Annotated in this window: 19 protein-coding genes and 1 tRNA gene; 10 read left to right on the top strand and 10 right to left on the bottom strand. The window is 57.9% G+C overall.

Annotation, left to right across the window (positions count from 1 at the left end; all coding sequences use genetic code 11):
* Positions 1-22 precede the first annotated feature (22 nt).
* Both mqo and ACWXTG_RS10910 read left to right on the top strand, forming a co-directional pair.
* Positions 23-1,552, top strand: coding sequence for a malate dehydrogenase (quinone) (gene mqo / locus ACWXTG_RS10915; RefSeq protein ID WP_480221231.1), 1,530 nt, complete (start codon positions 23-25; stop codon positions 1,550-1,552).
* Between the two features lie 578 nt (positions 1,553-2,130).
* The gene (locus ACWXTG_RS10910; RefSeq protein ID WP_309565999.1) at positions 2,131-2,436 is read left to right on the top strand and encodes a BON domain-containing protein; all 306 of its coding nucleotides are present in this window, start codon (positions 2,131-2,133) and stop codon (positions 2,434-2,436) included.
* A gap of 64 nt (positions 2,437-2,500) precedes the next feature.
* Here ACWXTG_RS10910 and ACWXTG_RS10905 read toward each other — a convergent pair whose 3' ends face one another.
* Positions 2,501-3,379, bottom strand: coding sequence for an alpha/beta hydrolase family protein (locus ACWXTG_RS10905; RefSeq protein ID WP_480219904.1), 879 nt, complete (start codon positions 3,377-3,379; stop codon positions 2,501-2,503).
* Positions 3,380-3,465: 86 nt separating this feature from the next.
* Positions 3,466-3,541: transfer RNA gene (locus tag ACWXTG_RS10900), tRNA-Glu, on the bottom strand.
* 141 nt (positions 3,542-3,682) lie between these two features.
* Between ACWXTG_RS10900 and dinB the strand changes: the two genes are divergently transcribed.
* Entirely contained in the window at positions 3,683-4,840 is a 1,158-nt protein-coding gene (dinB, locus tag ACWXTG_RS10895; RefSeq protein WP_309565997.1) for a DNA polymerase IV, read from the top strand.
* A gap of 21 nt (positions 4,841-4,861) precedes the next feature.
* On the opposite strand, the gene ACWXTG_RS10890 is transcribed toward dinB, so the two are convergent.
* Positions 4,862-5,785, bottom strand: a complete 924-nt coding sequence (locus ACWXTG_RS10890) for a LysR family transcriptional regulator (RefSeq protein ID WP_309565996.1) — start codon at positions 5,783-5,785, stop codon at positions 4,862-4,864.
* Positions 5,786-5,917: 132 nt separating this feature from the next.
* On the opposite strand from ACWXTG_RS10890, the gene ACWXTG_RS10885 reads away from it, so the two are divergent.
* The 3 genes from ACWXTG_RS10885 to ACWXTG_RS10875 all read left to right on the top strand — a co-directional run bounded on the left by ACWXTG_RS10885 (position 5,918) and on the right by ACWXTG_RS10875 (position 9,192).
* Positions 5,918-6,169, top strand: a complete 252-nt coding sequence (locus tag ACWXTG_RS10885) for a DUF2798 domain-containing protein (RefSeq protein WP_309565995.1) — start codon at positions 5,918-5,920, stop codon at positions 6,167-6,169.
* Positions 6,170-6,329: 160 nt separating this feature from the next.
* A complete protein-coding gene (locus ACWXTG_RS10880) occupies positions 6,330-6,812 on the top strand; it encodes an SRPBCC family protein (RefSeq protein WP_309565994.1) in 483 nt (160 codons plus the stop codon).
* A gap of 175 nt (positions 6,813-6,987) precedes the next feature.
* Complete coding sequence (locus ACWXTG_RS10875; protein WP_480219903.1) at positions 6,988-9,192, top strand: glycoside hydrolase family 2 protein; 2,205 nt, start codon at positions 6,988-6,990, stop codon at positions 9,190-9,192.
* A 33-nt stretch (positions 9,193-9,225) separates the two neighbouring features.
* On the opposite strand, the gene ACWXTG_RS10870 is transcribed toward ACWXTG_RS10875, so the two are convergent.
* Positions 9,226-10,764: a SulP family inorganic anion transporter gene (locus ACWXTG_RS10870; protein ID WP_480219902.1), complete on the bottom strand. Its 1,539-nt coding sequence runs from the start codon at positions 10,762-10,764 to the stop codon at positions 9,226-9,228.
* A 249-nt stretch (positions 10,765-11,013) separates the two neighbouring features.
* Between ACWXTG_RS10870 and ACWXTG_RS10865 the strand changes: the two genes are divergently transcribed.
* A complete protein-coding gene (locus ACWXTG_RS10865; protein ID WP_480219901.1) occupies positions 11,014-11,373 on the top strand; it encodes a hypothetical protein in 360 nt (119 codons plus the stop codon).
* Positions 11,374-11,452: 79 nt separating this feature from the next.
* On the opposite strand, the gene ACWXTG_RS10860 is transcribed toward ACWXTG_RS10865, so the two are convergent.
* The 6 genes from ACWXTG_RS10860 to dnaA all read right to left on the bottom strand — a co-directional run bounded on the left by ACWXTG_RS10860 (position 11,453) and on the right by dnaA (position 22,968).
* The gene (locus ACWXTG_RS10860) at positions 11,453-14,293 is read right to left on the bottom strand and encodes a sensor domain-containing protein (RefSeq protein WP_480219900.1); all 2,841 of its coding nucleotides are present in this window, start codon (positions 14,291-14,293) and stop codon (positions 11,453-11,455) included.
* On the bottom strand, positions 14,290-14,739 hold the full coding sequence (locus tag ACWXTG_RS10855; protein ID WP_405029511.1) for a response regulator: 450 nt from the start codon (positions 14,737-14,739) through the stop codon (positions 14,290-14,292). The genes ACWXTG_RS10860 and ACWXTG_RS10855 overlap by 4 nt, the downstream gene beginning before the upstream one ends.
* The gene (locus tag ACWXTG_RS10850) at positions 14,736-17,504 is read right to left on the bottom strand and encodes a PAS domain S-box protein (protein ID WP_480219899.1); all 2,769 of its coding nucleotides are present in this window, start codon (positions 17,502-17,504) and stop codon (positions 14,736-14,738) included. The genes ACWXTG_RS10855 and ACWXTG_RS10850 overlap by 4 nt, the downstream gene beginning before the upstream one ends.
* Positions 17,505-17,754: 250 nt before the next feature.
* The gene (gene gyrB, locus ACWXTG_RS10845; protein ID WP_480219898.1) at positions 17,755-20,151 is read right to left on the bottom strand and encodes a DNA topoisomerase (ATP-hydrolyzing) subunit B; all 2,397 of its coding nucleotides are present in this window, start codon (positions 20,149-20,151) and stop codon (positions 17,755-17,757) included.
* A gap of 52 nt (positions 20,152-20,203) precedes the next feature.
* Entirely contained in the window at positions 20,204-21,307 is a 1,104-nt protein-coding gene (dnaN, locus tag ACWXTG_RS10840; protein ID WP_480219897.1) for a DNA polymerase III subunit beta, read from the bottom strand.
* A 239-nt stretch (positions 21,308-21,546) separates the two neighbouring features.
* Positions 21,547-22,968 carry a chromosomal replication initiator protein DnaA gene (gene dnaA / locus ACWXTG_RS10835; protein ID WP_309565987.1) on the bottom strand — a complete coding sequence of 474 codons (1,422 nt, stop codon included), beginning with the start codon at positions 22,966-22,968 and terminating at the stop codon, positions 21,547-21,549.
* 274 nt (positions 22,969-23,242) lie between these two features.
* On the opposite strand from dnaA, the gene rpmH reads away from it, so the two are divergent.
* Genes rpmH through yidD form a run of 3 tightly spaced genes read left to right on the top strand, consistent with a single transcriptional unit; the run spans position 23,243 to position 24,003 of the window.
* Positions 23,243-23,377 (top strand): 50S ribosomal protein L34, encoded by a 135-nt coding sequence (rpmH, locus tag ACWXTG_RS10830; protein ID WP_230348357.1) that lies wholly within the window; start codon positions 23,243-23,245, stop codon positions 23,375-23,377.
* 35 nt (positions 23,378-23,412) lie between these two features.
* Entirely contained in the window at positions 23,413-23,790 is a 378-nt protein-coding gene (gene rnpA, locus ACWXTG_RS10825; RefSeq protein ID WP_309565986.1) for a ribonuclease P protein component, read from the top strand.
* The gene (gene yidD / locus ACWXTG_RS10820) at positions 23,791-24,003 is read left to right on the top strand and encodes a membrane protein insertion efficiency factor YidD (protein ID WP_309565985.1); all 213 of its coding nucleotides are present in this window, start codon (positions 23,791-23,793) and stop codon (positions 24,001-24,003) included. It abuts the gene before it with no gap.
* Positions 24,004-24,008 lie beyond the last annotated feature (5 nt).

The following is a 24,008-nucleotide window of genomic DNA, read 5'->3' as shown; positions in this document are numbered from 1 at the left end:
TTTACAGAAGCGCGGCTTATGCATATCATGGCGACCCAAGACGACAGTAGCGAAACATTCCCAGCCTGACATGAGCACTTCCCTAGACACCGATATCCTGCTGGTTGGCGGCGGCATCATGAGCGCTACCCTGGGCACCCTGCTGCACAAGCTCAGCCCGGACCTGCGCATCACGCTGGTGGAACAGCAGGCGGAAGTGGCGACCGAAAGCAGCGACGGCTGGAACAATGCCGGGACCGGCCATGCCGGGTATTGCGAACTCAACTACACGCCGCAGAACGCGGACGGCAGCGTCTCCATCGCGCGTGCGCTCAAGATCAACGCGGCTTTTGAAGAGTCCCTGCAATTCTGGGCCTGGCTGGTGGAGCAAGGGATACTGCGGGAGCCTGCCAGCTTCATCAACCCCACGCCGCATGCCAGCTTCGTCTGGGGCGAGAAGGACGTGGCCTTTCTGCAGAAGCGCCACCGGGCGCTGAGCGCGCATCACCTGTTTGCCGATATGGAGTACAGCGAAGACCCTGCCGTGCTGCAGCAATGGATGCCGCTGGTGATGGCGGCCCGAAAAGCGGATATTCCGGTGGCGGCGACCCGCGTCGCCTATGGCAGCGACGTCGATTTCGGCTCCCTCACCCGGCAACTGGTGCATCATTTGCAGTCAGCGCCTGGGTTCAAGCTGCTCACCCGCCATGCCGTCACCGGCCTCAAGCAACAGCAGGGCCGTTGGCAGGTGAAGGCGGCCGACTTGTCCAAAGGCAAGCCTTTGGGCATCCGTGCCGGATTCGTCTTCCTGGGCGCCGGCGGCGCCACCCTGCCCCTGCTGCAAAAATCCGCCGTCAAGGAAGCCAAGGGCTACGGCGGCTTCCCGGTCAGCGGGCAATGGCTGGTGTGCCACAACCAGGACGTCATCAACCGGCATCACGCCAAGGTCTATGGCAAGGCGCCCATCGGCGCGCCGCCAATGTCCGTTCCCCACCTGGATACCCGCATCATCAACGGCAAGCCGGCCTTGCTGTTCGGGCCCTTTGCCGGCTTCACCACCCGCTTCCTCAAGCAAGGGTCGTTGCTTGACCTGGTCAGCTCGGTCAAACGAGGGAACCTGAAATCCATGCTGGGGGCTGGACGCCACAATATGGACCTGACGCGCTACCTGGTCGGGGAAGTGTTCCAGACCCATAAACAGCGCGTGGCGGCGTTGAGGAATTTCTATCCCCAGGCAAAAGAAAGTGAATGGTCACTTGTCTCCGCGGGCCAGCGCGTGCAGATCATTAAGGAATGCGACCAGAAAGGCGGCAGGCTGGAGTTCGGCACCGAGATCGTGTCTGCCGGGGATGGCAGCCTGGCGGCATTGCTGGGCGCTTCCCCCGGCGCCTCCACCTCGGTGCCGGCCATGCTGGAAGTATTGCAGCGCTGCTTCGGCCAGCAATTGCAAAGCGCCTCCTGGCAAGAGCGCATGCGCGAGATGCTGCCATCCTACGGGCAATCCCTCATAGAAGACGCCGAATTGCTGCGCACGGTGCGGCGCCGTACCCTTACGAGCCTGAAGCTGGCGTAGAGCCAGCCTCATCCGCTCCCCCAACAGCTCTAGCTCAACCATTTCCGTTTGTCCTACACGCATATCAGAGTTTTTCAGATAACGCTGGCTTCGAGCACACGTTATAGTGGTTCCACAATTTCAGTTACATAAAGGAAACCATCATGCATGCCTTATTGAATCTGGTGCTGGTAACCGTCATGTTTGGCCCGATTGCGCTGGGCTTCATTTTTGGTTAAGCCCAATCAAGTTTTGCAAGCCGCTGGCATTTGTCAGGATTAGCGACTATCCGTCCCTCCCCTATCGAACTAATCCGGGTCGCTTCACAGATAAAAGGCGTCTTGAGCGCCGAAGCCTCCCAGGCAAATGCCAGCAAGCGCTGCTTGCCCCCAGGTCTGAGACCGCCCACTATCTTCAGTCCGTTTCGCCCCCCATCCTCATTTTGTAGCCGGTTTGTCTGCTCTTCACAAAAAATCTTCTGATGGCGACGGTCAGCCCATTCCTACATTTCTTTCAGTGACATGCCGATTAATGCTGTCAGCCTACCTTTCTAGAATGCATACGTGTTCTCTATAACTAAATCCAAAAAGGAGTCTTAAATGAAAGCGAATTTGAAAAGCCTAGTCCTGATCAGTGCCCTGATGATGCCAGTTGCCAGCTTCGCTGCTGAAGGCGACAGCATTGAAACCAAGCTGAGCGACTCTGTCGTCACCACCAAGGTGAAGGCTGCTTTCGCCAAGGACAAGCTGGTCAGCGCTACGGACATCAAGGTTGAGACCGATAGCGACGGCTTGGTGCAGCTGAGCGGCACAGCCAAGAGCAAGGCGGAAGCTGAGCATGCCGTGAAGCTGGCTAAGAGCGTCAAGGGCGTGACCGGCGTCAAGGACGATATCGTCGTTCCTTAAGCTGTCGATGCGTTGAAATCAAATGCATTGAAACCAAAATGGGGCTGATGCCCCATTTTTGCGTTCATGCCATCTTGAACCTGAGATTGAGGTAAGCCAGGATTTCCTGCTTGAGCTGCTCGTGGAACCGCTCCCGGTCGAACCCTGCAGGATCGACAGTCGGCAACGCCCCTCCCTGCTTGATCTTGGGCGGAAATGGGCTGAGAAAAGAGAAATGCCCGGCGTTCTTCACGCAACGGCTGGTGATGTTGGCGGGATCGCGCACGCCCTTCAGCACAATGTCGTTGTGCCACGCTGGGGTGTAAGGATCATGCTCGGCGCTGAGCATGAGAATAGGCACGTTGACGCCTTCGAGCGCATGCTCTGGCACGAACCATACCGTGGCAGGCGCCAACAACACCAGCGCCTTGACCCTGTCGTCGTGCTCCACTTCGACAATCGCGGGTTCGGGCCCGTGATAATCCGGCTTGAACGCTTCAGGCGGATACCATGGCGTCCCCCCGGCCAACGCCAAAGCGGCATAGCCGCCCATGGAATGCCCGATGACGCCGAGCTGGCCCGCCTGCAGGTGCGAGCCGAGGAAGGCATCCCGGTAGAGCGCGTCGGCGGCGAGCTTGAGGTGGCGCGGGCGGTATTGCAGGTTTTCCACCTTGCCCATGAATTGATTGTCGACCCGGTTGTTGCCGGGATGCTCGATCATCGCCACGACATACCCGTGCTGCGCAAGATGGGCGGTGATGGTCCGGTACAACAGGTGGGAGCCGCCGCTGCCGTGCGAGACCAGGATCAAGGGATATTGCCCGGGGGCCACGGGAGCATCTGGGCCGACATCCATGACATAAGGGCCAAACGCATGACTGACAGGCACCTGCCGCGTGGGATACATCGCCAATGCGGGAAACGAGAGCCCATGCTCTTCATCCGCCAACCTGAATTCTTTCACGCCAACAAACATATTGAAATCAATCAGTTGATCCGATGTAACAGGCAAAATAAAAGCAGACGCTCAAGGTCTGCTTTTATTGGAATTGGCGTCCCCACGGGGATTCGAACCCCGGTTACCGCCGTGAAAGGGCGATGTCCTAGGCCTCTAGACGATGGGGACATGAAACATAATGTTTCTAGAGGGTGCGAATTCTAACCAAAAACCCTGATGAACACCAGCTTATTTTGAAAAAATATTACGCTAAACAAAAATCCACGATTTGATGCAGACCTGCACAATCATTGCTAGCATAGCGCCCAGATGAAAGACCCCCGTTTCCCCGACCGGCGTATCGCCCATCTCGACATGGACATGTTCTTTGCCGGGGTGGAATTGCTGCGCTATCCGGAACTGCGCGGCCAAGCCGTGGTGGTAGGCGGCCGTTCGGCTTACCAGCCAAGGCAGTTGGCCGACGGCAGCATCCAATTCTTCCGCTTGCGCGAATACAACGGACGCGGCGTGGTGACCACCTCGACCTATGAGGCCAGGGCCTTCGGCGTGTTTTCTGCCATGGGCCTGATGAAATCCGCGCAACTGGCGCCGGACGCCATCCTGCTGCCCGCTGATTTCGAGTCCTACCGCCATTATTCCAGGCTGTTCAAGGCCGCGGTCGCCGCCATTGCGCCGCAGATCGAGAACCGCGGCATCGACGAAATCTATCTCGACCTCAGCGCCCACGAGGAAGACACCGCCGCCCTCGCCCAACGCTTGAAGAACGCCGTGTTTGAGGCTACCGGCCTTTCCTGCTCGATCGGCATTGCGGCCAACAAGCTGCTGGCCAAGATCGCCTCCGACCTCGACAAGCCCGACGGGCTCACTATCATCGACGACCAGGCTTTCCGCGAGCGCATCTGGCCGCTGCCCGCCAAGAAGATCAACGGCATAGGCCCCAAGGCGGCGGTCAAGCTGGAAAAGCTCGGCATCCACACCATCGCCGACCTCGCGTCAGCCGACCTCGCCCTGCTGCAGGAAAACTTCGGCCAGAGCTATTCGCACTGGCTGATGCGCGTAGCCCGGGGAGAGGACGACAGGCCCGTGGTCACCACCTCGACGCCCAAGTCCATGAGCCGTGAAACCACCTTCGAGCGCGACATGCACGCCCAACAGGACAAGCGCCTGCTCGGCACGGCCTTTACCTCGCTGTGCGAGCGCGTCGCCGGCGACCTGCAACACAAAGGCTATCTCGGCCACACGGTGGGCATCAAGATCAAGTACCAGGATTTCCGCACGGCCACCCGCGACCTTACCCTGCCCGCTCCCGTCAACGACGCCGCCGCCATCCGCCGCGCTGCGGGCGCCTGCCTGAAGCGCGTATCGCTGGATCAGCGTTTCCGTTTGCTGGGCGTGAAGGTCAGCAACCTGGTGCGCGCAGACGAAATCGAACCGGACCCGCCGGAACAGGCCAGCCTGTTCGGCTGAAACTGCTTGATGCTGAGACGGTCAGGCCTGCCATTGCGCCGGAATATGGGCCACGAGGAAGTCGATCAGCAGCCTGAGCTTGCCGGCAGCGGCCTGGCGATCGCGGTAGCAGGCATAGAAATCCAGGGGCTCGATCTCGACGGCGGGCGCTTTTTCGCCACCCGGTTCGAACAAGGGCACCAAGCGGCCCTGCGCAATCAGGCGGTCGGCAACAAACGCTCCAATGCGCGCAATCCCGGCACCGGCCGCCGCCATGACCGCCAGGGAGTCGATATCGTTGCAAACCAGGGTATCGTTAAGCTTGGCCTCGAAGCTCAGGCCATCCCTGGCAAACCTCCACCCCAGCAAACGCCCGTCCAGGGGCACGCGCAGCACCAGGCATTGGTGATGAACCAGCTCGTCCGGGTCATGCGGGACGCCGTGCTGGGCGAGATATGCCGGGGAGGCGCAGAAGCGCAACGGCACCCGTGCGATCCGCCGCGCCACAAGGCCCGGCTCCAATTGCTGGGAGAACCGGATGCTGAGGTCGATCTCCTCGCGGATATGGTCGACGTAATGGTCCGCCAGCACCAGCTCCACCTTGAGCCTGGGATAGCGGATCGCAAACGCTGCCACTATGGGAGCCAGCACGTTGCGCCCGAAAGCGGCGGAACAGGCGATACGCAACTTGCCGCGCGGCTCGCCGGCAAGCTCGTGCAGCTCTGCCTGGGCATGCGCGAGCTCCTCGATCACCGATTGCACGCGCTGGTAATAAAGCTGGCCGCTTTCGGTCAAGGCGAGGCTGCGCGTGGTCCTGGCCAGCAATCGCGTACCCAGCTGCTGTTCCAGCCGGGCAATGTTCTGGCTAGCGGCAGCGGCTGAAATTCCCAGCCTTCTGGCCCCGGCGGCAATACTGCCCTCTTCCACCGCCTTGACGAAGCTGCTGATGCCTTTCAGGTTATCCACAAGACCGCCTTTTTTGTATATTGCGATTAATTCGTAAGTTTAACTTGAAAATAAATTTAGGGTTTTGCTACTACTGGCTTACGAACAACCTGGATACAGTGGCGCCAATGATATCCATTGGAACAACAAATTATGCGTCGCTTATCCAACTTTAACCTCGGCCTGCCCAAGCGATATACCCCTGTCGCATTCGCGTTTTTCATGTCCGGCATCATGGCCATGCTGATGTGCCTGGTCATCGTGGGCGCCAACAGCGGCCTTGGGCCAGGCTATCTTGAAAAGGTGGTGAAATCCTACGAACTGGCCATGCCAGTGGCTTTTGTATGCGTGTTAATGGTGCGACCGATCGTCATGCGGCTGGTCGCGGTGACAATCCGGCCTTGAATCTGTGTGCATTCACTTTCTCTGACAGCCTTATCGGAACCCGGACTATGCACGCGAATCGGCGCTATCGTTACACTGAGCCTCAGGATATCTGCTGAGGAAAGCCGATTTCAGCGGAACTGTTTAGCCTGGAAACCATCCATATTGATAGGAGGGCGTCATGCCAGTGATCGAAAAATCCATACAAGTGAACGTACCAGACCAAGTGGCCTATGACCAATGGACGCAATTTGAGGATTTTCCATTATTCATGGAAGGCATTATCGAAGTTACCCAGTTGGACGACACCCATTTGCACTGGAAGGCTGAAATTGCCGGGCAACGCAAGGAATGGGATGCGGAAATCACAGAGCAGATTCCCGGCAAGCGCATCGCTTGGCACAGTCTCTCCGGCGCGCGTAATGCCGGCGTCGTGACTTTCCACCACATCGACGATTCTACTTCGCGCATTATGCTGCAAATGGATTACGACCCGGAAGGCTTGCTGGAAAACGCCGGTGACGCCATCGGAGTGCTCAGCCACCGCGTGACAGGCGATCTGGAGCGCTTCAAGGGATTCATCGAATCACGCGGCGCGGCTACCGGTGCCTGGCGCGGCCAAGTCGACCAAGGCACTCAGCGAGTAACGACGCCCCGTCATTAGCATCATTCACATCCACGTTAGGAGGTTGTTCATGAAACTACTACTCAAGACCCTGATCGCAGGCTACGTCGCGAAGAAGCTGACACACTATTACCTCAATCATAAAAAGCCGAAAACCGTAGAAGTCTGACCCCAAGCCGGGCATGCCCGGCTTGTTTTTTTGTGAAATCCCGCCATGCGCCATCTTTCCCGCCTGCTCACGCTGCCGATGCTGTGCCTCACGCTCAATGCCTTGCCGTCACATGCGCAAGAATCCAACCAATCCTTGAATGGCAGCTGGCAATTCCAGCCTGTCGCCGATCCAGGCAATGTCACGCCTCAACTGCAGGCGCCCGCGCTCGGCTGGAAGAAGATCAACGTCCCGGACAATTGGTATCGGCAAGGCCATAACATCAGCGGTTTTGCCTGGTACCAGACCCAGTTCAAGCTGAACGCGCAGAATGCCTCCCGGGTGGCCCACCTGGTATTCAACGGCGTGGACTATGCCGCCGACGTATGGCTGAACGGCCGCTACCTCGGGCATCATACCGGCTACTTCCAGGCATTCGAGTTCGATGTCACCGGCCTGGTGAAGCCTGGAGATAACCAGTTGCGCGTGTTGGTGAACAGCCCCTTGGAAAAACCCGAGGATTGGTCCTTGCACAAACGTCTGGTGAAAGGCATTTTCAGCCATCACGATACCCGGCCCGGCGGCGCTTGGTCCGAGCGCGGGCAGGAAAAGAACACCGGCGGCATCTGGGCGCCAGTCGAATTGCAGTTTGCCGACCAGGCCGCAGTGCGCCAATTGCAAGCCACCCCCCGCAAGCAGGCAACGCAAGCAAAACCCCAGCATTGGGAGATCAAGACGGAAGCCGTGATCCGCCAACATGTTTCACATGAAACACCCGTGACTGTGGAAGCCAGCATCAGCCCGGAAAACTTCAATGGGCCGGCAGTGCATTTTTCGCAGCAGCAAATCTTGAAAACAGGGAACAACCGCCTAGACCTCAGCTTCCCCTTGGACAATCCTGCCCTGTGGTGGCCCTACGAACATGGCAAGCCTAATCTGTACAAGCTGGAACTCAGCCTCAAGGACGCCTCGGGCAAGCTGCTGGACCGGCAGCAACAGGTATTCGGCGTGCGGGAAGTCAAAGCGGATGAGAGCCTGCAATGGTTCGTCAACGGCCGCCGCATGTTCCTCAGGGGCACCAACTATATCGCCAGCCAATGGCTGGCCGAGATGACGCCGACGCGCTACCGGCAGGACCTGGAAATGATGCAGGCGGCCCATATCAACGCCGTGCGCGTGCACGCGCATGTCACCGGAAAGGATTTCTACGAACTATGCGACCGCATGGGCATATTGGTCACGCAGGATTTCCCGTTGTTGTGGGGCTATAGCGACGACCCGGCCTTTGTCATAGAGGCGCGCAGCCAGGCGAAAGACATGGTGCAATCCCTGCAGCGTCATCCATCCATCATTTCCTGGACCATGCACAACGAGCCGCCGTGGGATTCGCCCTGGATGGCGCAGAAATATCCGGACTATCAACCCGACCTCAACCGCAAGCTGGACGAATTGCTCTACGAAGATGCCCGCAAGCTGGATACGTTGCGCGTGGTGCGCAAGGAATCAGCCACCAAGGAGCATGAATGGATGGGCTGGTACTTCGACCATTGGCTCGCCTTTGCGCGCCCTGCCCCTACGCCTTGGAGCACGGAATTCGGCGCCCAGGCGCTGCCCAACCTCAAGGGCCTGAAACGCATGTTCAGCGAAGAGCTGCTTTGGCCCGATAGTGAGGACAAATGGCGCGAGTGGGAATATCACAACTTCCAGCGCAAGGAGACGTTCGAGTTTGCCGGGGTGAAACAAGGCCGCAATATCGAGGAATTCATCGCCAACAGCCAGCATTACCAGGCGCGCTTGATCCAGTTCGCGGTGGAGAACTACCGCCGCCAGCGCTATAGCCCGGTCTCTGCGGTATTCCAGTTCATGTTCGTGGAAAACTGGCCCTCCATCAACTGGGGCATCGTCGATTACTGGCGCGACCCCAAGGCGGGCTACGAAGCATTGCGCACGGCCTACCAACCCGTGCTGCCCAGCCTGGAATGGAAGCAGGACGAGTACGAGGCGGGCGCATCGCCCCAGGTCGGCCTATGGGCAATCAACGATACCTGGCAGGGCTTCGAGCACGCCAGCTATACGGTGACCTTGTACCGGGAGGGCAAGCAATTGGATACGCTCAAACTGCCGCTGGAAATGCTGCCTGATTCCGGCCACAAGCTACGCGACTACCCGCTGCCGGTGCTGGAGAAAGGGCAATATGAGCTCAAGGCCGAGATCACCGGGCAGGATGGCAAATCCATGGGGCGCAACCAGTACCGTTTCAGCGTGAAGTAGCCTTGCAAAGGTAGCGCGAGCCACCTGAAAACGCTATCCCAGCTTGTCGTCCGCTACCGGATAGGTCGGATCTTCGAGCAGGTTGACCTCGACCAGGTCGCGTGCACGACCGAGCAGGGCCCGGCAATCAGGGCTCAGGTGCTTGAGCGATAGCTGCTTGCCCTGCTGGGCGTAACGCTCGGCCAAGGCATCGATCGCGGCCAGCGCCGAGTGGTCCACCACCTTGGCCTGCTTGAAATCCACCACCACCTGCACCGGATCGTCCTGCGGGCTGAACAGCGCCTGGAAATTGGCAATCGAGGCAAAGAACACGCTGCCCTTGAGCATATAGACCTTGCGCCCTGCCTCGTCGACATAGGCGCTGGCCGAGACTTCCTTGGCATGCTCCCAGGCAAACACCAGCGCCGAGACGATCACGCCGACCAGCACCGCCACCGCCAGGTCACTAACCACCGTGATGAGCGCCACCAGGATGCCAACGAAGATATCCGCCTTGGGCACCCTGCCGAACAGCCGGAAGCTGCCCCACTCGAAGGTCTTGATCGCCATGACGAAAATCACCCCGATCAATGCCGCCAGCGGGATCATCTCGATCCAGTGCGAGGCAAACAAGATGAACGAAAGCAGGAACGCCGACATGGCAATGCCGGACAGGCGCTTCAGGCCGCCCGCGTTCATGTTGATCATGCTCTGCCCTATCATGGCGCAGCCGCCCATGCCGCCGAAGAACCCGGTCACCACGTTGGCCGCGCCTTGCGCCATCGATTCGCGGTTGGGCTGGCCGCGCGTATTGGTCATCTCGTCGATCAGGTTGAGCGTAAGCAAGGTCTCGATCAGGCCGATTGCGGCCAGAATCAGGGAATAAGGGAAGACGATCTTCAGGGTTTCCAGGTTGAACGGCACTTGCGGCACATGCAAGCTGGGCAACCCTCCCGCAATCGAACCCAAGTCTCCCACAGTCTTGGTTTCCAGCCCCATCGCCGCGACCGCTGCCGACACCGCTACAATCGCGGCCAATGCGGAAGGCACGATCTTGGTCAGTCGCGGCAGCAGGTAGATCACCAGCATCGTCAGCGCTACCAGTGCCAGCATGGTGTAGAGCAACGGCCCGCTCATCCATTGCATGCTGCCGTCTTCCGACGCCACCTTGAAATGGTTGAACTGGGCTAAGAAGATCACCATGGCCAGGCCATTCACGAAGCCGAGCATCACCGGATACGGCACCATGCGGATGTACTTGCCCATCTTCGCCGCCGCGAACAATATTTGCAGCACCCCCATGAGCACCACGGTCGCGAACAGGTATTCCACCCCGTGCTGCACCACCAGGGCCGTCATCACCACCGCCAGCGAACCCGCCGCGCCGGAAATCATGCCGGGACGCCCGCCAAAGGCGGCGGTAATGAACGAGACGATGACCGCGGCATACAAACCGGTTAATGGCGAGACGTGCGCCACAAAGGCAAACGCAATGGTCTCCGGCACCATCGCCAGTGCCACGGTCAGGCCGCTCAATACATTGGTCTTGATCTGGGCAGGGTTCAGCCCCCTGGATACTGCATTCGACATCATATGCTCCTGTTTGCTGCGCAATCGCACCCTTCATGCGCAGAATGGTTCAGCCATACACGACTCATGGGCGTGGAAATCCCGGTTAAATTATCGCTGAATCAATGGATTACATCGGTCTGATACAGTATGAAACGGATAACAACAGCATGTATTATTTCATCAATGGCAGATCGGACCAAATGAACACAGGCAAAAACCGTTAATACGCTGGATATTTTTCAGCGACAACCGCGCTTAGGAGCACCCAGCATGGAAAACCAATGGAGTGTCTACAAAATCGCCCCGATCGACCACGGCTGGCATTACCTCAAGACCGTGAACGAAACTGCGCGCCTGCTGGGCGGCAACTGGGCTGAGGCAGAAATCGACGGCTTGGTGGCAGACCAGCCGACAGTGGAAGCATTCCTCGCGGCGTACCGCTTTGCGCGCGATGCCGCGATCGCCTATGGCTATGACGGCATCAACCGTCAAGAACCGGTGGTATTCTGGCTTCCCGATGCCGCAGTGTTCAGCTACGGGTTTGTTTTCAAGTCGGATATCGGCGGGGTGACATACGTGGTATCCCCCAATCCGCTGCCTTGGGTGGGAGCATTGGCACAAAAGGAATAAGCAAGCAGGCTCGAACCTGCCTGTCAGTGAAATTGCCCTATGCCTGCATGCGAGAGCTGGCAGGAACAAAGGCTGCCATTCAAGCCAGGCGTTTGCCCTCGCGCAGCATTGCCTCGAACTGCGCCGGAGCCACGGGTTGGCTGAAATAGAATCCCTGGATCTCGTCGCAATGGTTCAGGCGCAGGAAATGATAGTGCTGCTCCGTCTCCACGCCTTCGGCAATCACCTTGAAATTCAGGTTGTGGGCAAGTGAGATGACGGCGAGCACGATCGTTGCGTCTTCGGTTTCCGTCAGCATGTTGCGCACGAACGACTGATCGATCTTCAGCGTATCCACGCGGAACTGCCTCAGGTAGCTCAGGCTGGAATACCCCGTGCCGAAATCGTCGATCGACAGTTTCACCCCGATTGCCTGGAGCTGGTCGATGGTATGGATCACTTTCTCGATATCCTGGGCAATCACGCTTTCTGTCAGCTCGAGCTCCAGCCAGTCGGGCGGCAGGCCAGTTTCCTCCAACGTACGCTTGACCCAAGCGACCATGTCCTGTTGCAGGAACTGGCGGACGGAGATATTCACCGCAACACGGACTGGAGGCAGTCCCTCGTCCATCCATCGTCGCGCCTGCATGCAGGCAGTACGCAACACCCAGTCGCCGATCGACACGATCAGGCCCGAATCTTCCGCAATCGGGATGAAATCGCTGGGAGAAACCATCCCCAGTTCCGGGTGATTCCAGCGCAGCAATGCCTCGCAGCCGATGATGCCGCCGTTTTCCAGGTTCACCTTGGGCTGGTAGACCAGCCGGAACTGCCCGGCCGCAGCAGCGCCCCGCAGCTTGGTTTCGATGTCAACGCGGCGCTGCGTATCCTCGCTCATCTCGTGCGTGAAGAACTGGTAGGTGTTGCGCCCCAGCTCCTTGGCGCGGTACATCGCCATGTCCGCATTGTCGATCAGGACGTTTGCAGCCTCGCCGTCGTGCGGGAACATGCTCACACCGACGCTGCCGGACAGGTAGATTTCGCGTCCCTCCACGACCACCGGGCTATCCAGGCTCTCGACGATCTTGCGCGCGACGATGTCGGCATCGGCTGGCTGGCGCAAGTCGGCAAGCAGGACCAGGAATTCGTCGCCGCCGAGGCGGGCCACGGTGTCTCCCTCGCGTACCAGTCCGCACAGGCGTTCGCCCGCGGCCTTCAATACCCTGTCCCCGAACAGGTGGCCGTATCCATCGTTGACCACCTTGAAACGGTCCAGGTCGAGATAGAGCAATGCAAGCATGCAACTGGTGCGGCGGGCATGCGCAATCGCTTTCCCTATGTCCTCCTGGATCAGGTTGCGGTTCGGCAGGCCGGTCAGGCCGTCGTACATGGCCAGGTAGCGGATGTGCTGCTCGGCCTGCCTGCGCTTGGTGACGTCGCGATGAATCCAGATGCGCCCGTAGTAACGCCCTTCCTTGTCGAGCACGGGCGCGGAATAGCGGTCCAGGATAGTGCCGTCGATAAGCTCGAGCTCGTCATGGGCGGTTTCCTCGGGATGGTCACGGAGCCAGAGTACCTTGGCAAGAAACTTTGCAGGGGATGTCGTGCGCTGTGCGGCAAACTCGAGCGGCGGCTCGCTCCCCAGCTTGGCGGCCATATGCGGCGGTATTTTCCATAATTCGCGCATGCGCTGATTTTCGATGACCATTTTCCCCTGCGTATTCACCACAATGATACCGTCGGGAGAGCTTTCCACCTGGGCGTCGAACAGCGCGGTCTTTTCGCGCAGGCTTTCCTCCATGCGCTTGCGCTCGGAAATATCGCGGCTGATCCCCAGCAGGCCCAGCAATTCGCCACCCGGACCGTAGAAAGGCGCCTTGATGGTATCGAAGATGCCGATGCGTCCCCCGCTGCCCGGAATCTCCTCCTCGGTGCGCTGCATTTGGCCCGAGGCAAACAATTTCTGGTCCTCTCCCCGGTAATATTGGGCCCAGGCCTCAGGCAAGAGGTCGAAATCGGTCATGCCGGTAAGCTCGGCTTCGGCAATGCCGAGGTAATGCTCGAAGGCGCGGTTGCAGCCCCTGAAGGTGAAATCCGTATCCTTGAAGAACACCAGGTCGGGAATGCTGTCGATCAGGGCGCGCAGCAAGGCGCGCTCGTGGCGGATGTTCTCTTCGCTGCTGCGCAGGGCCTCCTCCATCTGCTTGCGCTCGGTGATGTCATGGCCGATGCCGACGACCACGCCGTCCGCTCTGGAAAATGCGGCCGACCAGAGCATGTATACGACGTTGCCGGACTTATGCAGGCAGCGTTTCTCGAAATTCTTCGAGTTCCTGCCCTGCAGGACGGCCTGAAACTCTTTCCTGATGCGCGCCAAGTCGTCCGGATGGGCCAGCTTGTCGAAATAGTGGCCTTCCAGCTCGCCAGGATTGTAGCCCAGCATGCCTTTCGAGGCGCTGCTGACCTCCAGGAACCGCCCTTGCTGGTCGAATACGCAGATCAGGTCTGGCGAACTGTCGAGTATGATGGTCTTCATGCGCTCGAGCCGCTGGCGCTGGCGCCTGATTTCAGCCGCGTCAAGCGCATGCTGAACCGCTGGCACCAGGCGGATCAGGTTCTGCTTGAGCAAGTAGTCGTCGGCCCCGTGCTTGATGGTCTGGACCGCGACATCCTCCCCTATCGTGCCGGAAACAATGATGGCGGGAATATCGCAGCCGGTTTCGCGCAGCACCCGCAATGTTCCCTCGGCATCGAACGACGGCAGGCAATAATCGCTCAGCACGATGTCCCACTGCTTGTCGCACAGCGCCTGACGCAGGCCGGCTTCGGTCTCGACGCGCAAATGGCGCACATCAAAACCGCCGCGATGCAGGGTTTCCAGGATGAGTACCTCATCGTCGCCGTTATCCTCGACCATGAGCACGCGCAAAACGGTAATCATGGCCCTAACCCCCGTGACGGCGTTTCGTTGAGCAGCAGCCAGTACAGGCCAAGCTGGCGCACCGCCTCGAGGAACTCGGCAAAATTGACCGGCTTGCGCACATAGCTGTTGCAGCCCAGGCTATAGCTGCTGACCAGATCCTGCTCCTCGCGCGAAGACGTCAGGACCACGACCGGCAGGAATTTCGTGCGCTCGTCGCCGCGGATGCGGCGCAATACTTCGAGTCCATCCACCTTGGGCAGCTTGAGGTCGAGCAGGATGACGGCGGGGTCGATGCTTCCTCCTTGGCCGTCGGGGCCGAACAACAGCTCCAGCGCCTCCACGCCGTCCCGTGCCACGGTAATGGTATTGAAGATATGGTTTTGCTCGAAAGCAAGCAGCGTCAGCTCCTCGTCATCCGGATTGTCTTCAACGAGAAGAATGGTCTTGCCGTTTTTGATGCTCATGATGCAGGTTGTCCCAAGGAAAAATGGAAGGTCGCGCCCTTGCCGGGCTCCGCGTGTACCCAGATCCGCCCGCCGTGGCGGCTGACGATGCGCTTCACGGTGGCAAGGCCGATGCCGGTGCCGGGAAACTCAGCCTCGCGGTGCAAGCGCTGAAAAGGGCTGAAAAGCTTGTTTGCATAGCGCATGTCGAAACCATCGCCATTGTCGCTGATGAAAAATCCAGCCATGCCAGCCTCCCCTTGCTCCGCCGCGAAAACGATGCGGGCATCAGGGATTTTGGAAGTGAATTTCCATGCATTGTCCAGCAGATTCTGCAGCATGATGCGCAGCAGATTGGGATCGCCCTCTGCGCACAGCCCGGCTTCGACGGCGATTTCCACCTGGCGTTCCGGGTGGCTCTCCCGCAGGTCGGCGACGATGCTGTCGGCGATCGCGCTCAGGCCCACGGTCTCGCGGCGCATTTCCTCGCGCGAAATACGCGAAAGCTGGAGCAAGTCGTCGATCAACGCCTCCATGCGGTGCGTGGCCGCCAGCACGCGCCCCAGGTAATTCTTGGCTTTTTCATCGAGATTGCCGCCATGACGCTGCACCAGGATTTCGGCGAAGCCGGCAATGCCGCGCAGCGGCGCGCGCAGATCGTGCGAGACGGAATGACAGAACGAGTCCAGCTCCTGGTTGGAAGCGACGAGCTCCGCAGTGCGGCCGGCAACGCGCTTTTCCAGCTCGACGTTGAACGCAAGCAATTTGGCCTGGGCACGCTTGCGCTCGGTGATGTCCTGCATGGCGCCGACCATGCGCATGCCGCGCCCGGAACCATCGCGCAGCACATGGCCGCGGTCGAACAGCTCGGCGTAGGTGCCGTCCTGGCGGCGGAAGCGGTATTCATCTTTCCAAGCGTCCTCCGCCCCATCGATGACGGCATGGATATGGGCTACGACGCGATCGTGGTCCTCGGGATGTATGCGGGTGGTCCATGAAGCGATCGTGGGTTCGATCTCCTGCTCGGCATAGCCGAACAGGGTCTGGAAGTTTTCGTTCCACCAGATATTGCCGGTGGCGAGATCCCAGTCCCAGATCACGTCGCCAGTGGCTTGCGCGGCGGCATGGAAGCGGGCCAGGCTGTCGCGCAAGGCTGCGTCGACGCGCTTGCGTTCTGAAATGTCGTTGATAACGAGCGTATGGACTTCTGCGCCGTCCTGGGTGAAAACCACCAGACGCAGCTCCGCATCGAACGCTCCCTCCCTTCCCATGAAGCGGAACGTTCCGGTGCCTTTCGTGTTCATGATAGCAACCCAATCGGCAGGGCCATCGGGAGCCAATACGATTTCACTGACCGCCCGGCCAAGCACTTGGCTATGCTCCAGCCCAAACAAGCGTTCCGCAGCCGTATTCCACTCAATCACCTTCAGTTGGCGGTTAATGCTGAAGATCGCTGCCGAAGTAAAGTCAAAAATGGCTCCCTTGAGCGCGAGCGAAGCCACTTGTTGCTCCTTGGCAAGCACTTGCTGGCCGATCGCCAGGGTCATGCGGTCAAGGGCACTGGCCAGGAGCTGGGTTTCGCGAAACTCTCCCGCGGTGGCGGCGCTGCCCATAACCGGCATGTCCAGCTTGTTCTGCTCGATACGGACCACGCGTTGCTCGAGCTCGGCAAGCGGCCTGCCAAAGCGGCGTGCCATGCGGACCAAGGCCAGCACCAACCCGGCCGCGATGATCAAGCCTATGCCGAGCAGCTGATACAACTGGTTGCGCAACGCAGCTTCAATGAAAGGCGCTGGCCGTGACGCGACAACCAGCCATGAAAGCCCTCCCTGGAGCTCAATGCGCTTGGCGGCGACCCAGCGGCGTTTTCCTTCCAGTTCCATCCGTTTCACGAAGATATTGCCGGGGAAGTCCGTCAAGACAGCAAACTCTGCAGGCACGGCAAGCGGTATCCGCCCGGCTTCGGGTCCTCCAATCAAGCTGGGGGTTTCGCCCAGCTCCACAATTTGCAGCTGGGCGCGGTATTCCGCACTCAAAGAGCCGAGGAAACGGTTCAATGCCGGCATGTCGAAGTCGGTATCCAGCACGCTGATCAGCTGCCCTGCACCGTCCCTGAGCGCCTTGACATAGCTGAAGCCCCAGAGCGGCCCGTTGTCCGAGAAATGCGTAATCCATTGATATGCCGGTATCCAGGTGCCGCCATGCGGATTGCTCAACGCTGCCTGGTAAAATGGCCGTGTTCGTGGATCATAGCCGTCGGTGGGATTGGCTTCATGCAGGACGAAGCCCTTTTCAGTCAGGGAGAAGCTTCGTATCACAGCATCATCGTGGCGCGTGCCGGGAAAAATCCTGAGCTGGATCGCGCTGTCGGCAGTTCGCTCCAGGGTTCCATATTCTCCCGTCTTGGGGAGGACGATACCGAGGTAGCTCAGCTCCGGCCGTTGCTCAAACGCAGCCAGCGAACTTTCCAGGATGGGTTGTATCGTTGCCCCGTCTACCCCGGACGCCCGCACAATGCGTTCGGCGGATTCCACCGTCATTTCTGCGGCGCGGATAAGAAGTTGCAGACGGCTTACCGCCGAGTTGAGCGTATCGCTGATTTCCTGCCGCGCTTCTTTTTCGGTGCTGACAATGGCCTGCCAGGCCATCGCCCCAAGCAAGACCAGGCCGAGGACAATCACCAGCCCGGCGACATTGGAAATGAGGGAATAGGTAAATGAGGGTGCCGGCTGATCCTGGACGTTCCGTGCGCGAAACACGTCCTGGATGTCCCGGCCGTATGCCATCTCAGCTGATCCAGTTCAGCTCGCGAAGCTTGGGCCAAAAAACTGCTATCCGACCAGCCCCGGCAAACCGGTGAATCACAGTTGGCGCTGCCGGTTTCCGGCAGGCAACGCCAATTGCCACATACCATGACGGCACTATGCTGATCATGCTGCATCCTCCCCAGGATAGTAGAAAACGCTACCTCGGCAATAGTATTCCAAGATGCAGCCTTTGGGTAGGTTCTCGGGAATACCGAAAACCTACAGCGCACTAGACGTCCAAATTGCTGACGCCCAATGCATTTCCTTCGATAAAGGCCCTTCTCGGTTCCACTTGGTCGCCCATCAAGGTAGTGAAGATTTCATCCGCGGCGATCGCGTCGTCGATCTGCACCTTGAGCAGGCGGCGCACGGTGGGATCCATGGTGGTTTCCCACAGCTGTTCCGGGTTCATCTCGCCCAGGCCTTTATAGCGTTGGATGTTGAGGCCGTGCTTGGCTTCGCCCATGAGCCAGTCGAGGGCCGCCTTGAAGCTGCTGACCGGTTGTTGTTTCTCGCCGCGCTTGATGACGGCGCCCTCGCCCACCAACCCTTGCAAGGTCAGGGAGGTCGAGAGGATTTGCTGGTAGTCGCCGCTTCTGATGAAATCGTTGTCGATCACGCTGGCTTGCAGGTTGCCGTGGACGTACTTGTTGATTTCCAGGCGGTAGTCGCCGCTTTCCTGGTTTTGTGCGACCAGCACTTCGCTGCCGGTATGGCCCAGCAACGGGCGGAGTTTGGCGGCAGTGGCCTCGGCTTGGGCTTCGCTGTCCAGTTCCAGCTTGCCCAGATCAAGTAGCGCGCGCAGGATGCTCTCGTCATAGAGCGGGCTTAGGCGGCGGATAATGGCTTCGGTCAGCACCATCTGCTTGGCAATGGCTGCCAGCGCTTCGCCGCTGATGGTTTCGCCGTCAGTCTGCTTGAGCAGTTCCGCTCCCCTGAGCGCGGATTGCAGCAAATACTGGTCCATTTCCTGTTCGTCCTTGAGGTAGCGCTCGTCGCGGCCTTGCTTGACCTTGTACAAAGGCGGCTGGGCGATATAGACATGGCCGCGCTCGACCAATTCGCCCATCTGGCGGTAGAAAAAGGTTAGCAGTAAGGTACGGATGTGGGCGCCGTCGACATCCGCATCGGTCATGATGATGATGCGGTGATAGCGCAGCTTTTCCGCGTTGAAATCGGTCTTGCCGATGCCGGTGCCCAGCGCGGTGATCAGGGTGGCGATTTCCTGCGAGGACAAGAGCTTGTCGAAACGGGCTTTTTCCACGTTCAGGATCTTGCCCTTCAATGGCAGGATGGCCTGGAATTTGCGGTCGCGGCCTTGTTTGGCGGAACCGCCCGCGGAATCGCCCTCGACGAGGTAGAGTTCGCTCAGGGCCGGGTCTTTTTCCTGGCAGTCCGCAAGCTTGCCGGGCAATCCCATGGTATCCATGGCACCTTTGCGGCGTGTCATTTCACGCGCCTTGCGGGCTGCATCGCGTGCGCGTGCAGCCTCGATGATCTTGTTGCAGATGATCTTGGCTTCGTTCGGGTTTTCCAGCAGGAATTCAGCCAGCTTGGCAGAGACCACTTCTTGCACGACAGGCTGCACTTCGCTGGAAACCAGCTTGTCCTTGGTCTGTGAGGAGAATTTCGGCTCGGGGACCTTCACGGAAAGCACGCAGGTCAGGCCTTCGCGCATGTCATCGCCGCTGGTGTCGATCTTGGCCTTTTTCGCCAGTTCGTTCTGCTCGATATAGCTATTGAGCGTACGAGTCATTGCCGTACGCAAGCCAGTCAGGTGGGTACCGCCGTCGCGCTGCGGAATGTTATTGGTAAAGCACTGCACGCTCTCACTGTAGGAATCGTTCCATTGCATGGACACTTCCACGGTCATGCCGTCTTTTTCGCCCGAGGCGTAGAAAGGCTTGGGATGCAGCACAGTCTTGCTGCGGTTCATGTATTCGACGAAGCCCTTGACCCCGCCGGAATGGGCGAAATTCTCAGACTTTCCATTGCGCTGGTCGATCAGCTCGATCTTGACGCCGTTGTTAAGGAAGGAAAGTTCACGGATGCGTTTTGCAAGGATTTCGAAATGGAATTCCACATTGGTGAAAGTCTCGACTGACGCGAGGAAATGGACTTCCGTACCGCGCCGCTCGGTAGTGCCCGTGACAGCCAGCGGTGCCACGGCCACGCCGCGGCGGAATTCCATTTGGTGCACCTGTCCGTTGCGGCAGATCCGCAACCGCAGCCAGTCTGAGAGCGCGTTTACAACAGAAACGCCCACTCCGTGCAATCCACCGGAAACCTTGTAGGAGTTCTGGTCAAACTTGCCGCCAGCATGCAGCTCGGTCATGACGATTTCTGCCGCGGAGCGCTTGGGATCGTGCTTGTCGTCCTCCTTGACGTCGGTAGGAATGCCGCGGCCATTATCGGAAATGCTGATGGAGTTGTCCGGATGAATAATGACCTTGATGTCATCACAGTGGCCCGCCAGGGCTTCGTCAATTGCGTTATCCAGCACCTCGAACACCATGTGGTGCAAACCGCTGCCGTCGGAGGTATCGCCAATATACATGCCGGGGCGTTTACGGACTGCGTCTAGGCCTTCGAGGATTTTAATACTGTCGGAATTGTAATCAGTCATAGTCCTGTGGGTTTCACGTGAAACAATCGGTTATTATTGAATATTCAATCAGTTAAATACGCATTGGCATCACGACATACTTGTAGCTGCTGTCGTTTTCCACGGTAACCAGGCAGCTGCTGTTGGCATCTGCAAATGAGAAAGTCACGCTTTCGCTATCTGAATTGTTCAATACGTCAATCATGTAGGTAACATTGAAGCCAATATCAAGGCCGCTACCGCCATAACTGATTTCGAGCTCTTCTTCTGCTTCTTCCTGTTCGCTGTTGGTACTGATCAGCTTCAAGCTATTGGCCGAAAGCACCATACGGATGCCACGGTATTTTTCGTTGGACAGGATAGAGGCGCGTTGCATGGACAGCAGGATCATGGTGCGATCCACGGTGAAACTGTTCTGGTGCCCTGTCGGGATCACGCGGGTGTAGTCAGGAAATTTTCCATCAATTACCTTTGAAATCAACCGGATATCGCCAAAAGCGAAATTAGCCTGTCCATTGGCAACCTCTATTGTGACTTCATCTTCGCTTTCGTCCAACAGTTTTATCAATTCAATGACGGTTTTACGCGGCAGGATGATCTCCTGTTTTTCGTAGCTGTTGGCCAGCTCGGTGGAGGTAAAACTCAGCCTGTGGCCGTCCGTACCTACGACATTCAGGCGATTGCCGTTGACTTCGAACAGCAAGCCGTTGAGGTAATAGCGAATGTCTTGTTGCGCCATGGCGAACTCGACCTGCTTGAACAGGCGCTTCAGCGATTTCTGCCCGATCTTGATCACGGTGTTGCCTGCGTCGGCGGTCTTGGTCATCATCGGATAGTCGTTGGCAGGCAATGTCTGCAGATTGAAGCGGCTCTTGCCGGTCTTTACCTGGATGCGGCTGTCCTGGGTGGCCATGGTGATCTCGGCGTTTTCAGGCAGCGAGCGGCAGATGTCGAGCAACTTCTTGGCTGAGATGGTGGTCGAGAGCTCCCCTCCTACGGCAGTTTCCACGGAAAGCGAAATCTGCATCTCGAGATCCGTTGCGGTCAGAACGATCTTGTCTTGTTTGGCTTCCAACAGCAGGTTGGAAAGAATAGGCAAAGTATGACGTCTTTCAACAATACTGCTTACGGATGAAAGAGGTTTTAGCAGCGTATCGCGATTGATTTTAATGTTCATATCTTTAAAACCTAATATATAAAAAATAAATTGATAATAACAATAAAGCTAGTAACTTCTGTTGATAACTCTAATTTTCAATTTAAATTCAATTACCTGTTTGAAAATAAACTATCTTGAAACTTTTATAGACTGCTGTGGATAGAATGTTGGTCATTTTACTGTTTTCTCAAAAACGCGCTTAAACTGCATTTCTGCCCACAGTTTTTCCATAAGCGTACATTCATCCTTAAATCGCCTCAGTCCCGGATGACCTGGATCAATACCGAGATATCCCGGGCAAGGTTTTGGTCGTTCTGGCGCAATTGCTCGATTTCATCACAGGCATGCATGACCGTGGTGTGATGCCTGCCGCCGAAAGCTTCGCCGATTTCCGGGAAGCTGTGGTTGGTGAGCTCGCGCGCCAGCGTCATGGCGATCTGCCTCGGGCGCGCAAAGTTGCGCGAGCGTTTCTTGCTGTACATCTCGGCGACCTTGATCTTGTAATAGTCCGCGACGGTTTTCTGGATGTTCTCGATGGTGATCTGTCGGCCGCGCACGGCGATCAGGTCCTTCAAGGCTTCCTTGGCCAGGTTGACATCGATGGCATGCCCGGTGAAGTTGGCCATGGCGATGATGCGGTTCAACGCGCCTTCCAGTTCCCGGACGCTGGAGCGCACCTGTTTGGCGATAAAGAACGCGACGTCTTCATCCAGCGTGACGCGGGCGGCTTCCGCTTTCTTGAGTAGGATCGCGACGCGCATTTCCAGCTCGGGCGGTTCCACTGCCACGGTCAGGCCCCAGCTGAAGCGTGTACGCAGGCGTTCATCGACGTCGGCGATTTCCTTGGGATAGGTATCGCAGGTGATGATGATTTGCTTCTTGGCCTCGATCAGCGAATTGAAGGCGTAGAAAAACTCTTCCTGGGTACGGCTTTTCTTGGCGAAGAATTGGATGTCGTCGATCAGCAATAGGTCCAAGGAATGGTATTGGCGCTTGAACTCGTCAAAAGCCTTGTGCTCGTAGGCTTTCACGACGTCAGACACATAGCGTTCGGCATGCAGATAGCGGATCTTGGCGTCGGGCCGCTGCGCCTTCAAGTGGTTGCCGATGGCTTGCAGCACATGGGTCTTGCCCAACCCTACTCCGCCGTAAATGAACAAGGGGTTGTAGGCCGTGCCCGGATTTTCCGCGACCTGGATGGCAGCGGCGCGCGCCAATTGGTTGGCCTTGCCCGTGACGAAATTGTCAAAGCGGAATGCCGGGTTGAGGCCGTTGCTCTCCGCCGCCGGCTTGGTTTTCTTGACCGCGGCAGAGGCGGATTTGGCAGGCGTGACCGTTTTCGTGACCTTGCTGATTTCAGTTTCGATTTTTTTTGCTGCCGGAGCGGGCTCTGCCGCCGGCTTGGGCTTGGCGATGGTTTTGCTGACGGGCGCCTTGTCGCTGGCGTCGTAAAGGGCCAGTTCAATCTGCATGGGCGTAGGGAACGCTTCTTCGGCCAAGGCGGCGATCTTTTGCAGGAAGCGGTCCTTCACCCATTGCTGCACGAAACGGTTGGGCGCCAGCAGGCGCAATGCGCCTTCGTGCGCTTCAAAGCGCAGCGGCTTGATCCAGGTGTTGAATTGCTGCGTTGACAACTCTTCTTCAAAGCGACCGAGACAAAGTGACCAAAAATTTTCCATCGGTTGCCCGAAACTCCGCAGTGAAAATGAAATGATGAGGTAAGGACGGATGCCTGCCTGTTTGTTATTATCGAACAGATGCCGGTTTCAGCGGGTTTAACCCCATCGCCGGATAGGTGATTCTAGCCTGTTTGCCACAACTTATCCACAGGCAGCGCACAATCATTTTCACAATGGCTAGGTTTTCCCAAATAAACATTGACATAGGGCGGTGTTTTCAGGTTAAATTACGCGTTTTTGATTCGCAACATCTAGAAGTCAACCGGAGATTCCCATGAAACGCACTTACCAGCCTTCTAAAATCCGCCGTGCCCGTACGCACGGTTTCCTGGTGCGTATGAAGACCCGTGGCGGTCGCGCTGTTATCGCTGCGCGCCGTGCCAAGGGCCGTGCTCGCCTGGCTGTTTAATCGGCCATTCGCCGTCAAGGCGATCTCAGCTATACATGGTTTTGCCAACTTATGCGTTTAAGCGCCAGGCAAAATTGTTAAAAACGGATGAATTTTCATCCGTTTTTAATTTCCGCAAACGAGTTTCAGGCCGTTATCTTGTACTGCACTATCGCTATAACGAGATGGCTTATGCAAGACTGGGATTGGTGGTCGGCAAGAAAATTGCCCGCCGCGCCGTGGACCGCAATTACATCAAACGCGTCATGCGGGAACTGTTCAGGGTGAGCCAGCATCAATTACCAGGCCTGGATCTGGTCGCCAGGCCGCATGTGCTGTTTGGCAGGCCGCAGTTTGCCGAAATCGAACAAGAGTTTGCCGAACTGGTCGCCAAGCTGCAGCGCAAGCTGGCAAGCCGGCAGGAAGCGGTCTGAATGCTTGCCAGGCTGATGGTGGGGTTGATCAGGCTATATCAATGGACCTTGAGTCCCTTGCTGGGCCAGCGGTGCCGCTTTTACCCGACCTGCTCGCAATATGCCGTCGAAGCCATACAAAAGCATGGCGCATGGCGCGGAGCCTTTTATACAATACGCCGTTTGTCCAAGTGTCACCCATGGCATGACGGCGGTCATGATCCTGTGCCATGAGGTTG

The sequence above is a fragment of the Methylobacillus sp. DLP286 genome (assembly GCF_056636515.1).
The sequence above is the reverse complement of the archived record's forward strand: the minus strand, read 5'-3'. Positions and strand labels throughout refer to the sequence as shown.

Excerpts from the sequence above, each read along its gene's own strand:
- ACWXTG_RS10910 (WP_309565999.1), top strand. The coding sequence starts at position 2,131 with ATGAAAGCGAATTTGAAAAGCCTAGTCCTGATCAGTGCCCTGATGATG.
- dinB (WP_309565997.1), top strand. The coding sequence starts at position 3,683 with ATGAAAGACCCCCGTTTCCCCGACCGGCGTATCGCCCATCTCGACATG.
- ACWXTG_RS10885 (WP_309565995.1), top strand. The coding sequence starts at position 5,918 with ATGCGTCGCTTATCCAACTTTAACCTCGGCCTGCCCAAGCGATATACC.
- ACWXTG_RS10880 (WP_309565994.1), top strand. The coding sequence starts at position 6,330 with ATGCCAGTGATCGAAAAATCCATACAAGTGAACGTACCAGACCAAGTG.
- ACWXTG_RS10875 (WP_480219903.1), top strand. The coding sequence starts at position 6,988 with ATGCGCCATCTTTCCCGCCTGCTCACGCTGCCGATGCTGTGCCTCACG.
- ACWXTG_RS10870 (WP_480219902.1), bottom strand. The coding sequence starts at position 10,764 with ATGATGTCGAATGCAGTATCCAGGGGGCTGAACCCTGCCCAGATCAAG.
- ACWXTG_RS10865 (WP_480219901.1), top strand. The coding sequence starts at position 11,014 with ATGGAAAACCAATGGAGTGTCTACAAAATCGCCCCGATCGACCACGGC.
- ACWXTG_RS10860 (WP_480219900.1), bottom strand. The coding sequence starts at position 14,293 with ATGATTACCGTTTTGCGCGTGCTCATGGTCGAGGATAACGGCGACGAT.
- ACWXTG_RS10855 (WP_405029511.1), bottom strand. The coding sequence starts at position 14,739 with ATGAGCATCAAAAACGGCAAGACCATTCTTCTCGTTGAAGACAATCCG.
- ACWXTG_RS10850 (WP_480219899.1), bottom strand. The coding sequence starts at position 17,504 with ATGGCATACGGCCGGGACATCCAGGACGTGTTTCGCGCACGGAACGTC.
- gyrB (WP_480219898.1), bottom strand. The coding sequence starts at position 20,151 with ATGACTGATTACAATTCCGACAGTATTAAAATCCTCGAAGGCCTAGAC.
- dnaN (WP_480219897.1), bottom strand. The coding sequence starts at position 21,307 with ATGAACATTAAAATCAATCGCGATACGCTGCTAAAACCTCTTTCATCC.
- dnaA (WP_309565987.1), bottom strand. The coding sequence starts at position 22,968 with ATGGAAAATTTTTGGTCACTTTGTCTCGGTCGCTTTGAAGAAGAGTTG.
- rpmH (WP_230348357.1), top strand. The coding sequence starts at position 23,243 with ATGAAACGCACTTACCAGCCTTCTAAAATCCGCCGTGCCCGTACGCAC.
- rnpA (WP_309565986.1), top strand. The coding sequence starts at position 23,413 with ATGGTTTTGCCAACTTATGCGTTTAAGCGCCAGGCAAAATTGTTAAAA.
- yidD (WP_309565985.1), top strand. The coding sequence starts at position 23,791 with ATGCTTGCCAGGCTGATGGTGGGGTTGATCAGGCTATATCAATGGACC.